Raw genomic sequence first — 13,640 nt, forward strand, 5'->3', positions numbered from 1 at the left:
GGAAGCCCCTTATTTGCTGCGCAGACGCGGATCCAGCACCGCATTGAGCACATCCGCCAGAAATGTCAGCCCGATATAAAAGATGGCGATGATCAGCACGATGGCCTGCACCACCGGAAAGTCATTACGCGAGATGGAGTCCCAGGCCAGCTGGCCCAGCCCCTGTAAAGAGAAAACGGATTCGATCACCACCGAACCACCGAGCATAAAACCCAGCTCGACCGTCGCCAGCGCCACCACCGGGATGATGGCGTTGCGCAGGCCGTGTTTCACCACCACTTTGAAAGCGCTCAATCCTTTGGCATGGGCAGTGCGAATGTAATCCGCGCCCAGCACATCCAGCATGCCGGAGCGTGTCAGACGCATCAGCGATGGCATGGCGTAGTAGCCCAGCGCCACTGCGGGCAGGACAAAATGTTGCCAGCTGCCGTTACCGGCGACCGGGAGCCACTTCAGCCCCACCGCAAATATCAGGATCAGCACCAGCGCGAACCAGAAATTGGGGATGGCCTGACCCAGTACCGAGATAAACATGGCGCAACGATCCACCCAGCTATCACGGAACACCGCCGCCAGTACTCCGAGCGGAATCGCCACCACCAGCGCCAGCAACAGCGCGACGCCACCCAGCTGGAGCGTAACCGGCATGCGCTGCCCGACCAGTTCCATCACGGTATTTTCAAAATAGAATGAGCGCCCAAAATCCAGGTGCAGTGCCGACCAGAACCAGTGCGAAAATTGCGTCACCAGCGGCTGGTCCAGCCCGTTCTGAACGCGGATTTGTTCGACGGTTTCCGCACTGGCGTCCGGCCCGGCGATGGCTATCGCCAGATCACCCGACAGATGCAGCAGGGAAAAACTGACCACCGCCACGGTGAACAGCACAGCCAGCGCCACCAGCAATCGATGAAAGATAAAGCGCAACATGGGTTCGCTCCTTATTGGCGTGGTATCCGGGAGCAACAGCCGCAGCCCCCGGCCATTGACTATTTCCAGCTGGCCTGCGCAAAGCGCGGCAGTTCATCTGGCCAATCCTGGAAATTCAGTTCCGAGTTAAAGGCATAATTCGTCGAGTAGGAGAACAACGGGGCCATATAGGCCTGGGAAGAGATGCGTCCCAGCGCGGCGGCATATTGTTCGCTGCGCTGCTGCGCATCCACTGTGGCATCAGCTTTTTGCAGCATCGCGGTCAGCTCGCTGTCCTTCCAGATATCGCTGCCTTTGCCGCCAAAATAGGGGGTGGTAAACGCCGAGACATCGTTGATAGAAAACGATCCCCAGGTGTTGAATGCCATCGGTGCCTGGCCTGAGCTGAGGGCGGTTGCCATGACCGGATACTGGACGAAGTGCAGACGGGCGCGGATGCCCACTTTACGCAGATCGCCGATGATGGCTTCAGCATAGTCACGCTCGCGATAGGCCCACAGATCGGTATCGAAACCATTCGGGTAACCCGCTTCCGCCAGTAACTGTTTGGCTTTGGCCGGATCATAGTTGTAGTGCGTGACCTGGCTGTCATTACAGGCCACCTGGGCACGGAAGCAGGCGGTGTAGACCGGCTTACTGCCGCCCCGCACCAGGTTATCAACAATCCCCTGGCGGTTGATGGCGTAGTTGATGGCCTGACGCACACGCAGATCCTTCATCGGCACCCCTTCCGGGCCGCTGGCATTGGTGTTCAGGGCGAGGAAGCCAACACGCATGGTTTCACCACTTTTCACCGCGATGTTCGGCATGGTGGACAGTGGTTCGACCTGGTCAGCTGCCACGCGCCAGATCCAGTCCACCTGGCCGGTCATCAGTTGGGCAACACGGGCTTCCGGATCGCGGATCACGACAAAATTGATCTTACCAATCTTCGGCTGTCCAACCGGGCTTTCTTTGAAGTAGTCCGGGTTTTTCACCATATCGACGCCCTGACCGGGGATCACTTTAACAATGCGGTAAGGTCCGGTACCGATCGGCGCTTTACTGAAACCTTCGAGTTTCACCTGCTGGAAATATTTTGCCGGATAGATTGGCGTTGGCCCGGAGAGATATTCCAGTGCTGCCGGGAAAGGTTTTTTCAGATGCAGACGTACGGTGTAGTCATCCACTTTCTCGACATGATCGATCCAGTCAACGCTCTGCGGTACCACGGATGCCGTGCCGGGGCCGGCAATATTCTGGAAGGTGTAAACCACATCGTCGGCGGTGAAGGGATCGCCATTGTGGAATTTCACGTCCTTGCGCAGATGCAACAACAGCGAGGTGGGGGATTCCCATTTCCAGTCTGATGCCAGTTCGGGTTTATACTCCCCGCTTTGCGGATCGCGATAAATCAGGGTGTCCCACACCATGTGCGCCAGAATCACCCCTTCGCGCAGGTTGTTATGGTAAGGGCTGATGTTTTCCACCTCATTATCAGAGGCATACACCAGGGTATCATTCTGTTTTCCTGCATAGCTGTAAGAAGCGCAGCCTAATAACAATGCGGTTAAAGCATACTTATTGATCAGTCGTGCCAGGGAACGAGCCATACCAGTCTCCACCGTTAAATGAAAAGGTAATCAACAAAAACAGATGGGACTGATGTAGCAAGAGCAGCGCCAAAGCGCGCAAAGTGTCATTACTGATTTTCGATAGCCGCTTTCTCAAAATGAGAAACACGGGCGCTGACTGACGCTCATGCCAGAAAATGAGGTGATGCAGGCCGGAAACAGCCTGCCGATGGCGTGCCCGACCGCAGCTGCATCGGACAGGAGGCATTATCGGGGTGCAGAAAAAGCGCGTTTTGCACCCTTAGTGTGAAGGTTATTTGTGCAATGCGCGTTCTTGTTTTGTGAAGCCGGGTGGCTAAAGGTGGGTAGCTATTATGTCAGCGGCCAGAAGTCCGCGTGGGATTGGCACAGTATCAGCTGGTCAGCGGGGAAACGCCGTTTATAGAATCGTCCGTTGTCGATCCACCCGCACCAGACACCCTGTTCGGCCGTTTCCAGCACCACCATGGTTTTTCTCCTTTTGCGGCGGCGCACAATAGAACCTGGCGGCAGCATTATTACCCCTGCACCGATTTGATAATAAAATCATTGGTTTTTCGCAGCATCGTAATATCTGGCTTGATCTTGCCGTAGACGCGCATGCCTTCCAGCATCATAAAAATGCATTCGGCCATCACCGCGGCGCTTTCATCGTTGCGGAACACGCCCTGCTGCTGGCCTTTCTGCAAAATGCTGGTCAGGCGCGCCACAATACCGCGGAATTTATACTCAACCCTGGCGCGCACATCAGCGTCACCCGGCAGCAATTCGCACGCCGCCGCGATGGTAAAGCAGCCTTTTTCCCCCTCCGGACCCGATGAAACCAGCGCGACAAACTCCAGCGTCTCACGCAGGGCATCAACCGGCGTCAGCTCATCATCACGTTGCTTACCGCGCACCAGCCCGGCATCCATATATTGCTGAAGTGCGGCCAGAAAGATCGACCGTTTGTCAGCATAGAGTTTATAAATGCTCGCGCTGGCCAGTCCCGATGCCTTCATCAAATCCGCCATCGACGTCGCCCGGTAGCCCTGCTGCCAAAAGCAATCGAGTGCCGAATTGAGAAAATCCTGGGGGTCAAACTCTCTGGGCCTGCCTGCGTGTTGTCTCATGGTTGCATCCTCTGGCATGTGGTTGCACCAATTGTAGATCGATTAATCTACAATTGAAACCTTCTTTTCTATTGGGGAGCTGAGCAAAAGGTGAAGGTCAGAATGATGGAGAAAGACGAAGGCAGGGTCATTACCCAATCTCCAGTGGCACGATCAATTTTTATGAGGAAAAGGTGCAAAAGCACGAGCTGGCTGGGATATTAAAAATACCACTTCATTGTAAATGAATGGGGGTTTCACAAATTCTGAAAAATATTTATCTAAACATGATTATTTAGAACCTTTCATTGAACTTACCACCAAACCAGGCAACTATCGCAATGGTTACTAGTGTCAACTTACCCCAATGATTCGGTATAAATGTTACGTAAATTACAGCCATAAAGACAATTATCCCAATTGGAATAATTTCCATTAGGATGCCGCCAAATATCCTCTTTATGATATTTATCATTATGTATATTCCTTTAAGACTTTTGCAATATCTTCAGCTGTTGGATCTGATATTTTCTTAATATCATTGATTATATCAGATATAATTGGTTCAATATAAACATAAAGCATCTCAAGATTTGCCCTGTACAATAACCGATAATAGCCGGGGTCTGACATCCTGAGTCGCCTTGCCGCCATAGCTGATTTTTGATTTTTTCCATACATTTGCGCGGCAGAAAACCAAATCATTCCCATACTGCCAACACGATTTTTTACAGCCAGCGTTGTATTCGTAGCATTAGCAATAGCCTCAGCAATTGAATAAGAGAAGGCTTTATTTGTTGTACGAGCAGCAACTATTCCAGCGACAACGCCTGCAGTCTTTTTCAAACCATGATTTGCAGCTTCTATTGGCCTCTCTTCATACTTAGAAAAAAGATACTTTATGTATAAATCTATCATGAAGGCAATTATGTCTCTCCGCCTGTAGAGTTCCTTTATTGCTTTTAACATCCTTAAATCTTCATGCCCGATTTCTTTGCAAACATCCTGATACTTATCAAAAAAACATGACGAATACCATGAGGCTCTTTCTATTCCGTGATATACATCATCAAGAGTATTATAAGCACCGATTGCTGTTCCCTTAATGCCTTTCTCTAAGGTTAAACTTAACTCTTTTTCGGTGCTGAATTTTAACCTCAGGTAATCTGATGCGTTCATTAATTTTCATCCTTAATAATTAATAACATACTCATTAAATACATGTTAAAAATGGATGTATATGCATGCCTGGGCAGGTAAATTAAGGATGATACAGGTTTTTTTGAGGGCCTTATTCGATAGCGATCAAAAAATTGATATACAAGCCGGAATAATGGGGAAAGACAAAGCCGGGACAGAAAGCCCCGGCGGGGTTAATACGCTTAAATTCAGGCTGTCGCTATACTCGCCAGCGTGACTTCAGCCTGGTCATTGGCTACGGCAACACCATCGATAAACAGCGGGCGCGTTTCGCCTGCTGGCAGGGTGACTTTCAGAGTCTGCCAGGCTGGCTTATAACTTCCTTTGCGGTTGAAACGCAGATGAATGGCCGCCGCATCGCATGTCATTTCCCAGTTCAGCCACAACGCGTTACCTTTCTGATAGCCCCATGACTCGCCATCATCTTCGAACAACAGCCCCGCACAGGAACCTTTGCCTTGGAGCGGATACAGTCGCAGTTCGCGTTGATCGTCGGCCCTTGCATCAACATGGCGCAGACGCTGGCTTAATGGCAGCCCGGCACCGGCCCGCACCAGCATCGGTTGCTGCTCCAGCGGTGCATCCAGGATGATCCACTGACCACCGCTGTACCACTGATGCGTCGCAAAATCATACCAGCCGGTTTGATTGTCCGGCAGCCACAGGCGACGCTCACGCTGTCCAGGCTCGACCACGCTGGCCACCAGCAAATCACGCCCGAGCAGGAATTCGTCACATTCGACGCTGGTTTGTGCGTCATGTTCATGATCGAGGAAGGTCGGACGCAACATCGGTTCATCATCCGCATGCGCCTGCCACAACAGGGTGTAGAGATACGGCAGCAGGCGGTAGCGCAATTCGATTGCCGCGCGAATGGCAGGCGTTACCGCCGGATACATCCAGGGTTCATTGACGGTGTGATCATCATTCCACGAATGGATGGTAAAACGCGGATGCATCACACCATTTTGTACCCAGCGCACAAACAGTTCGGCATCAGGCTTATCCCCTGAGAAACCGCCGACATCGTGGCCGACGTTATACAAACCGGAGAGACTCATCCCCAGCCCCATACGAATGTTGTAACGCAGTGACGTCCAGTTGGTGCGGTTATCACCACTCCAGGTTTGCACGTAGCGTTGCATCCCGGCACAACCCGAGCGGGAAATCAGGAAAGGACGCTTTTCCGGGGCAAAGCGCTGCTGCGCTTCCATTGAGGCACGCATCATTAACAATGGCATCACCGGGCGGATATGCTTGATGGCGATCGGCGTGCCGAAGCCGTGACAACGCGCTTCACCATCCCAGACTTCATATTCGTTGTTATCATTCCAGGTGGAATCGATGCCCTTTTCCAGCAGTTGCCGGGTCACATTTTCCTGCCACCAGGCCACCGCGTCCGGATGGGTAAAATCGAGGTGCGAACCTTCGTCATCCCAGAACACCGAACGCTCAGGGGCATCCTGCTCCGAATCGCGGATAAACAGCCCTCTGGCTGCCACTTCTTCATAACGCGGATGATCCTGTAACAGGCAAGGTTTGATGTTCGCAGCCAGGCGCAGACCCGCATCGTGAAACGCCTGACTCATCGCTTCCGGCTGCGGCACCTTGTCGTAGTTCCAGTTGAACACATAACGCTTGTTGTTGATCGAGGTGTAGCCGGAAGAGAGCTGGAACGAATCACACGGAATATCGTGTTCTTCACACAGGCGGATAAAATTCATCAGCTGATTCTGCGCATCCGGCGCATCGGTGTAATGCATGGTGGAACCACTGTAGCCGAGGCTCCATTTTGGACCAAACAAGGTTTTCCCTGTCAGACGGACAAAGGTTTTGGTGACATCCAGCACTTTGTCGCCGATAAACAGGTAATAATCAATATCGCCACTCTCAGCCTGCCAGCGGCGATACGGCTGGTGATAGTTATCCAGCTCATTCCCGAGATCGAACCAGCTGCTGCTGAGGTTATCGTAATACAGGCCGAAGCTGACGTCCTGGCGACGGGTGATGGTAAAGGGAACGTGTTTATACAACGGATCGGTTGAGGAGGCGTTGTATCCCATCGCATCCAGGTTGCGCATTTCATAGCGCTTGCCATTACGCTGCAAATCACCGGCCTTCTCACCCAGGCCATAGTAACGATCGTCAGTCATGCGACGCTGATAATGTGCCACGCCATCGCCATGCGCATTCAGCAGGTAAGCGCTGGTGGGACGATCGCTGGTGAGCAATTGCCACTCCCCTGCGCGGTCACGATATTGCCACTCCAGCGACAGCGGCTGGCGAATGATGACGCGCAATTTGTCTGTCGCGACAATCAACGTGTTGTCCATTTCCTGCAAGGTGAAGCCAGGTAAGGTGAAACCGGCCAGGCTATCACGCGAGCGGCCTTCCCACGGCACGTCGCTTTCCGGCGCAATGCTCCAGGTTCTGTCGAGGGAATATTCCCCCTGACGTTTAATCACCACGCGGAACATATTTTGCTCCAGCACATACAGGCATAACGTATGTTTGTCGTCGATGGTCAGGGCCAGATGGTGTTTGTCGGAACCTGCCAGGGACCAGTTTTTTAACGTTTTCATCGTTACCTACTTTTTCATGCGCGCTGGGCGCGACGTTCAGCAATAAAAGCGATCAGGAATACCGCACCAATCAGGTCAAAGAAGCCCATCGCCACGAACAGGGGATTAAAGCCAATCTTGTCGGCCGTCACCCCAATCACCAGCGAGAACAGGAAGCTGGAAATCCAGGCAAAGGAGCCGCGCATACCGTTGACGGTCGCCATCTGGCCTTTGTCAAACTTCTCCACCACCAGCGCACTCAGCATGCAGGAGATGATCTGATGGCCGAAACCGCCGATCGAGATCAACGCAATGGCGACATAGGGACTTTTGGTGATCGCCACCAGCGCGAGGGAGAGCATCAGGAACGCACCGGTGACAGAGCTGGCAACGACCGAGTTAACCTGAGTAAAACCAAACAATCGCGTATAGATGCGCGTCAGATAACCACTCGCTGCGCTGCCTAAATCAGCGGCAAGGAACGGTAGCCAGGCGAACATGGCGATTTGCTTCAGGTCCATACCCAGATCTTTCGCCAGATATAACGGTACCCAGAAGCTCAATACCCCCCAGGCGGGTTCAGCCATAAAGGCCGGGATGGCGATGCCATAGAAACGTTTGTTTTTGGCGACTGTTTGCAGCGCTTTGAAGAAGCTGAGTTTAACTGCCGGGGGTTCGTTATCCTGGCGGATAAATTCCAGTTCTGCGCTTGCCAGGTTCGGATGACGCTCAGGATCGCGATAGAACAGCCACCACAGCACCACCCAGGCCAACGCCAGCAGGCCGGTGAACAGAAATGCCCCCTGCCAGCCAAAGGAAGCATGGGCGAAATAGATAATCGGTGGCGCCAGCATCGCACCGATGGAGAAGCCGACTCCCGCCCAGCCCGCCGCCACCGGACGCTCTTTTCTCGGAAACCACTCGCCAATCACCTTGGCGTTAGCTGGCGTGGCCGCCGCTTCCGCCCCACCCATGACAAAACGAAGAATAGCCAGATGTACCCAGTTGGCAGCACCTGCGTGGAACAGGCAGGCCAGTGCCCATATCGAGGCACAGATCAGGAAGCCCATTTTCAGGCCAATCACATCGATTAACCAACCACAGAGGGGCTGGAAGACGGTATAGGCCAGCTGGAATGCTCCGACGATCCATGAATATTGTTCGGTGGTGATGCCGAGACTGGTTTTCAATTCCGGCGCCAGAATGCCTAATGAGTTGCGGGTAATGTAGTTGACCGTGACGCCAGCTAAAAACAGCACCAATACCCACCAGCGCAAATTGCGCCAGATTCGCTTACTGCCTGCGGCAGCTATCCCCGGATTCAAACTGCGGTTCATCTGGTTCTCCACTTTTTATTGACATCATGGGTTAACAATTCCCGCGGTTAACAGAGGCTGAAGGAAGGGTTTCAGCGCAGGATTTGTCATGTCTTATTGAGGCGCGGTTTCTGTGAACCGTCTCTGACCATCCGCCAGGAGTGAAACACAGTTAATCAAGGTGGTCGTCAGGTTGGTGCCGCATTTGTGATCTGGTTAACCAAATTCACCTTATTGGTTGACATGATGCGGTAAAGAGTCGAATTTTAGCGTCAGACGGTGCCATGGCCGATAAAGGATGCGCATTTCCCGGCTTAATTGGTCAACCAATTTAAAAATTCACTGGAGAGGAAAACACATGAAGCAGACCTGGCGCTGGTACGGTCCGAATGACCCTGTCTCACTCGCTGATGCAAGACAAGCTGGCGCAACCGGGATTGTCACCGCTCTGCACCATATTCCCAACGGTGAAGTGTGGTCGGTTGAAGAGATCATGCAGCGGAAAGAAATCGTTGAAACCGCAGGTTTAGTCTGGTCAGTGGTGGAGAGCGTGCCGATTCATGAAGAGATCAAAACCGGCAGCGGGCAATGCCAGAAATGGATCAGCAATTATCAGCAGTCGCTGCGCAACCTCGCACAATGTGGCATCACCACCGTTTGCTACAACTTCATGCCGATCCTCGACTGGACGCGTACCGATCTCGAATACCTGCTACCCGATGGCGCGAAAGCGCTACGCTTTGACCAAATCGAGTTTGCGGTGTTTGAACTGCATATCCTGCAACGTTCCGGAGCAGAGCAGGATTACAGCGCGGCAGAAATGGCTCAGGCCGCCGAGCGTTTCGTCAGCATGAGTGACGAAAGCAAAGCACGCCTGACCCGCAATATCATCGCTGGTCTGCCGGGTGCGGAAGAAGGTTACACGCTCAATCAATTCCGTGCACAACTGGCGCGCTATGATGGCATCGACAAAACAAGGCTGCGTGAAAACTTTGCTACCTTCCTGCGCAGCATTATTCCGGTGGCGGAAGAAGCCGGGGTCCGCATGGCGGTTCATCCCGACGATCCACCGCGTCCGATTCTCGGTTTACCCCGCATCGTCTCCAATGCGGATGATTTGCAGTGGATGATCGATACCGTCAGCAGCCCGGCCAATGGCTTCACCATGTGCACCGGCTCCTATGGGGTACTGGCAGAGAATGATTTGCCCGGCATGGTTAAACGCTTTGCCTCACGGATTTATTTCGCCCATCTGCGTTCAACTAAACGCGAAGAGAATCCGAACAGTTTTCATGAAGCCGCCCATCTGACCGGGGATGTGGATATGTTTGCAGTAATCAAAGCCATCGCCGAAGAGGAGCATCGCCGTAAAGCGGCCGGTCAGGAAGACCTGATTCCGATGCGGCCCGATCATGGTCATCAGATGCTGGACGATCTGCATAAGAAAACCAACCCCGGTTATTCCGCGATCGGTCGCCTGAAAGGGCTGGCGGAAATCCGCGGCGTAGAGCTGGCTATCCATCGCGCCTATTTTTAGCGCTGGCTTCCGGGGCTGACTTTACGGCCCCACGCTTTAAGACTGGAGTTAACATGGAAAACACCCTTGCCAGTGGCGCATGCAATGCCACCCTTCCGCCAATGGGTGAAGGATGGCATCCTGCCTGAAGATGAACAGCTGCTCGGTAACAAGGTGCAGGATATTTGCTTCAACAATGCGCAACGTTTCTTTGCGCTCGACCCTTTGTGAGGTCAGCAGAATCACTATGCTATAGTGCCTGTCTCTGAAGATGGCAGCTTCAGGGATCGTTAATCCCTTAATCAGCAGAAAGAGCATTATGAAAATTCATGCCTCACCACAGCGCCCTTATCAGGAAGTCGGAGAGCTTCTCCGCAGGATGATTACGCAGAAGGAATATGCTGTGGGGGAACGGCTACCGCCGGAACGTGAAATTGCCGGGATGCTGAATGTCACGCGTACCCTGGTGCGTGAGGCGTTGATCATGCTGGAGCTGGAAGGGTTGATTGAAGTGCGGCGGGGTGCAGGTATCTATGTGATTAATGATAATCCGTCGCCGCCAGTCCCTGCGCAACCCGCCTGCAACGATGCTGGTCCGTTTGAGATGTTGCAGGCTCGTCAGCTACTGGAAAGTAACATCGCCGAGTTTGCTGCACTCCAGGCCACCCGCGAAGATATTGTGAAAATGCGTCAGGCGCTGGAGCTGGAGGAAAAAGAGCTGGCTTCCGGTGCCGTGAATAGCTCAGAAAACGGTGACCGCAATTTCCATCTGGCAATTGCCGAAGCAACCCATAACAGCATGCTGGTGGAGCTGTTTAAACAGTCCTGGCAGTGGCGTGAAGACAATGTGATGTGGAGCCAGTTGCACCGTCATCTGATTAACACCAGCTACCGCAAACAATGGTTAGATGATCATAAAAAGATCCTCGCTACACTTATCAAAAAAGATGCCCGTGCCGCCAAAATGGCAATGTGGCAACATCTGGAAAATGTTAAACAGCGCTTGCTGGAATTCTCTGACGTCGATGATATTGACTTCGATGGTTACCTGTTCGATTCCTGGCCGCTAAATAGCACCAGTGGTCAGGACATCTGATGGGCTTCTGCTGATTATCTGTCCAATGCGTTTCAATGAAACTCCTGTACAGCTGGCAGGAGTTTTACTTTCTGGCTTCAAACATGTCTGACTGACAGCCCTGTTGTTATCGTCTTCCCTTTTGCTGACTTTCCAGGTGCAAGCCCCCTGTTAAGCCCATGGCAGATCTTATCTGGTTATGCAGGATCCTCTTACCTGGTTGCTGATGCCTTCAGTTCTGTCAACACTCATGCCTTATCTACTCACTACAGCTTATATCTGGCTACTCAGGACTGATTACAGCTCAGATAACATCAGTCTTTAACTCCGATATTTTGAGTTTAAAATCTTTTAATATCATAAAGATATATCTATACCACTCTTTCAGCTGACACTGATTTTGTGATAAGTCTGCATATTGCCATAATATAAGTGACGTTGTCACAGGCTGTATTTAATTCATGTAAGCTACTGATAAGATTATGTTATTGCTAATAAGCTGCTTTTAAGAACCGATGCCATTGCCTCAAATCAACGTGATTATCTCTACTCCCTATAGTTTATATATAAGCTATAGGGAGTAGATCATCTCTCGTGATACTTCATAAGCTGTGGGGAGTAACCATAATCTATAGTGAGTAAGTTGTGATTTAAACGATGAAGTTAGTGGTTGCTAACAAAAATAAAATCAATAAGTTGCAGGTTAGTGGTTACCAGGGGGGTAACTGAATATAAGCTATAGTGAGTAGATTACTCTCCCCAGACTATATATAAGGTATAGCGAGTAACCTTCCCTGCCGCGGATGTAGCAACATAAGCTGGAGGGAGTAGGTCATAAGATGTCACACCCCCTTTTATCAACTGTAGTGAGTAGATTCTTGCCAACCCCCCTCCCCTGCATAAGCTATGGTGAGTAATCTACTCACTACAGCATATGGCATAATCTATAGTGAGTAGGGAGATAAGCTATAGTGAGTAACCTTCACGAAGAAAATTATGTGAACGGGGTAATTAGTTAAATTAAGATCAGAGAGTTAGCTGAAAAATATAAACTATGGAGAGTATTTAGAAGGGCAAGTATAAGCTGTAGTGAGTAACCTACTCACTACAGCTTATATCCATCACTTAGCTTTGAACAGTTTCTCAAGGTCGGCCATCGAGATCCCTAACTTATTCAAAAGTTCGAGTTTTTCCTGAAGCGCTGTATCAACTGGCTCTGCCGGCGTTGCGGGAGCTTGAGTCGGAAGCTGAGGATTTTCAGCGCTCTCATTTTTCGGTGCTTTGAGCTTAGGACGGCGATAATGCACGTTGAAATAGACGCTACGGCCCCGCTGCACTTCTGAGTAGTCCAGATAGCCAATCTCCTTCAGTTGCTCCATCGCGCGCCTTACAGTCTGGTTTTGTGAGAAAACCGGAGACTTCAGGTTAAGCCTGTCGCGCAGGCGAGCCAGAGAAATGGGGGCAGGATTTTTTGGCAGACTTTCGATATAGGTATACAGCGCCTGAGCTGATTCACGACGCTTCAGCACATTGATCGCTTTAAGTTGCAAAAGTACTTTGCGATCAAACTCATAAAGTTCAAACAGTTTGGGATCTGCCTGCAAGATAACGATGTCTTTTTTGGTATCGTAATAGGCTGATTGCACCAGGTGGGTGATATATTCCTTACCATCATCCCCCATGTTGCTAGTGAATGAGATGGTTGTCGCTGCTATACGCTTCAGAGAGGGGCTGATACGCTCTCTGAGCTTCTTAGACGAGCGGCTTGAAGGGATCCCGCATAGCTTGGCAAATTCAACGAACGGCAGCTGTACCTTGTCACCAATGACTTTGTGCTTGGCAAAAGAATGAATGATCCCGACCCAGGTCTTGAAATCGTTGTCCATATCAAGACGCGGGCCAACGATCTCGACTTTATCGAAGCCCTCGGCTTTTGCGAGGGAAAGTCGGGTCAGCTCTTCGGTGGCATCCGTGGTGGCAAAGGTTTTATTTTTACTGTTTTTCAGTGATTTAAGCGTAGGAACAAAAACACCGAGACGCATTAATGCAACCGGCTGAACCGTATTGTTGGCATTAGGTGTGAGCGTGATGACCTCACCTGTATTCTTATCCTTTTCCTCAAACAGTTTCTTCAGGTCTAGATTCTCGCTGTCCACGGGCATTCTCACGGTTTTCGTCGATGATCGTTGAAAAGATCGAAGCATCAGGATTGTGAATTACAGAACAACAACTCACGCAGAGTGAGCCTAATTGCATGAAGATAAGGGAGAAAAACAATCCACAGCAATATCAGTGTTCAGTGTATTTTGCTCACTATAGCTTATGTCGTTTTCCAACTACAGCTTATATTTAGCCTGCTATA

Annotated in this window: 10 protein-coding genes and 1 pseudogene; 3 read left to right on the forward strand and 8 right to left on the reverse strand. The window is 51.1% G+C overall.

Features of this window, described 5'->3' with window-relative positions; all coding sequences use genetic code 11:
- Positions 1-9: 9 nt before the first annotated feature.
- The 7 genes from HA50_RS24605 to HA50_RS24640 all read right to left on the reverse strand — a co-directional run bounded on the left by HA50_RS24605 (position 10) and on the right by HA50_RS24640 (position 8,708).
- Positions 10-927 (reverse strand): ABC transporter permease, encoded by a 918-nt coding sequence (locus tag HA50_RS24605; RefSeq protein WP_084879424.1) that lies wholly within the window; start codon positions 925-927, stop codon positions 10-12.
- Between the two features lie 59 nt (positions 928-986).
- The gene (locus tag HA50_RS24610) at positions 987-2,519 is read right to left on the reverse strand and encodes an ABC transporter substrate-binding protein (RefSeq protein ID WP_084879425.1); all 1,533 of its coding nucleotides are present in this window, start codon (positions 2,517-2,519) and stop codon (positions 987-989) included.
- Between the two features lie 333 nt (positions 2,520-2,852).
- Positions 2,853-3,035: a hypothetical protein gene (locus HA50_RS24615; RefSeq protein ID WP_084879426.1), complete on the reverse strand. Its 183-nt coding sequence runs from the start codon at positions 3,033-3,035 to the stop codon at positions 2,853-2,855.
- Between the two features lie 2 nt (positions 3,036-3,037).
- Positions 3,038-3,631: a TetR/AcrR family transcriptional regulator gene (locus tag HA50_RS24620; protein ID WP_084879427.1), complete on the reverse strand. Its 594-nt coding sequence runs from the start codon at positions 3,629-3,631 to the stop codon at positions 3,038-3,040.
- Between the two features lie 453 nt (positions 3,632-4,084).
- Positions 4,085-4,789, reverse strand: a complete 705-nt coding sequence (locus HA50_RS24630) for a hypothetical protein (RefSeq protein WP_084879429.1) — start codon at positions 4,787-4,789, stop codon at positions 4,085-4,087.
- 209 nt (positions 4,790-4,998) lie between these two features.
- Entirely contained in the window at positions 4,999-7,392 is a 2,394-nt protein-coding gene (locus tag HA50_RS24635; protein WP_084879430.1) for a glycoside hydrolase family 31 protein, read from the reverse strand.
- Positions 7,393-7,406: 14 nt separating this feature from the next.
- Positions 7,407-8,708: an MFS transporter gene (locus tag HA50_RS24640; protein ID WP_084879431.1), complete on the reverse strand. Its 1,302-nt coding sequence runs from the start codon at positions 8,706-8,708 to the stop codon at positions 7,407-7,409.
- 337 nt (positions 8,709-9,045) lie between these two features.
- Between HA50_RS24640 and uxuA the strand changes: the two genes are divergently transcribed.
- The 3 genes and pseudogenes from uxuA (at position 9,046) to uxuR (ending at position 11,299) form a co-directional block, all read left to right on the forward strand.
- Positions 9,046-10,224, forward strand: coding sequence for a mannonate dehydratase (gene uxuA, locus HA50_RS24645; RefSeq protein ID WP_084879432.1), 1,179 nt, complete (start codon positions 9,046-9,048; stop codon positions 10,222-10,224).
- 99 nt (positions 10,225-10,323) lie between these two features.
- Positions 10,324-10,434, forward strand: a pseudogene (locus HA50_RS31235) (glucuronate isomerase); the annotation flags it as partial.
- Positions 10,435-10,522: 88 nt separating this feature from the next.
- A complete protein-coding gene (uxuR, locus tag HA50_RS24650; RefSeq protein ID WP_084879433.1) occupies positions 10,523-11,299 on the forward strand; it encodes a Uxu operon transcriptional regulator in 777 nt (258 codons plus the stop codon).
- Positions 11,300-12,399: 1,100 nt separating this feature from the next.
- Here uxuR and HA50_RS24655 read toward each other — a convergent pair.
- Positions 12,400-13,404 carry a RepB family plasmid replication initiator protein gene (locus tag HA50_RS24655; RefSeq protein ID WP_139811068.1) on the reverse strand — a complete coding sequence of 335 codons (1,005 nt, stop codon included), beginning with the start codon at positions 13,402-13,404 and terminating at the stop codon, positions 12,400-12,402.
- Positions 13,405-13,640: the final 236 nt, after the last annotated feature.

The sequence above is a fragment of the Pantoea cypripedii genome (assembly GCF_002095535.1).
GTDB lineage: Bacteria > Pseudomonadota > Gammaproteobacteria > Enterobacterales > Enterobacteriaceae > Pantoea > Pantoea cypripedii.

Coding starts and splice junctions, on each gene's coding strand:
- HA50_RS24605 (WP_084879424.1), bottom strand. CDS start 927: ATGTTGCGCTTTATCTTTCATCGATTGCTGGTGGCGCTGGCTGTGCTG.
- HA50_RS24610 (WP_084879425.1), bottom strand. CDS start 2,519: ATGGCTCGTTCCCTGGCACGACTGATCAATAAGTATGCTTTAACCGCA.
- HA50_RS24615 (WP_084879426.1), bottom strand. CDS start 3,035: ATGCTGCCGCCAGGTTCTATTGTGCGCCGCCGCAAAAGGAGAAAAACC.
- HA50_RS24620 (WP_084879427.1), bottom strand. CDS start 3,631: ATGAGACAACACGCAGGCAGGCCCAGAGAGTTTGACCCCCAGGATTTT.
- HA50_RS24630 (WP_084879429.1), bottom strand. CDS start 4,789: ATGAACGCATCAGATTACCTGAGGTTAAAATTCAGCACCGAAAAAGAG.
- HA50_RS24635 (WP_084879430.1), bottom strand. CDS start 7,392: ATGAAAACGTTAAAAAACTGGTCCCTGGCAGGTTCCGACAAACACCAT.
- HA50_RS24640 (WP_084879431.1), bottom strand. CDS start 8,708: ATGAACCGCAGTTTGAATCCGGGGATAGCTGCCGCAGGCAGTAAGCGA.
- uxuA (WP_084879432.1), top strand. CDS start 9,046: ATGAAGCAGACCTGGCGCTGGTACGGTCCGAATGACCCTGTCTCACTC.
- uxuR (WP_084879433.1), top strand. CDS start 10,523: ATGAAAATTCATGCCTCACCACAGCGCCCTTATCAGGAAGTCGGAGAG.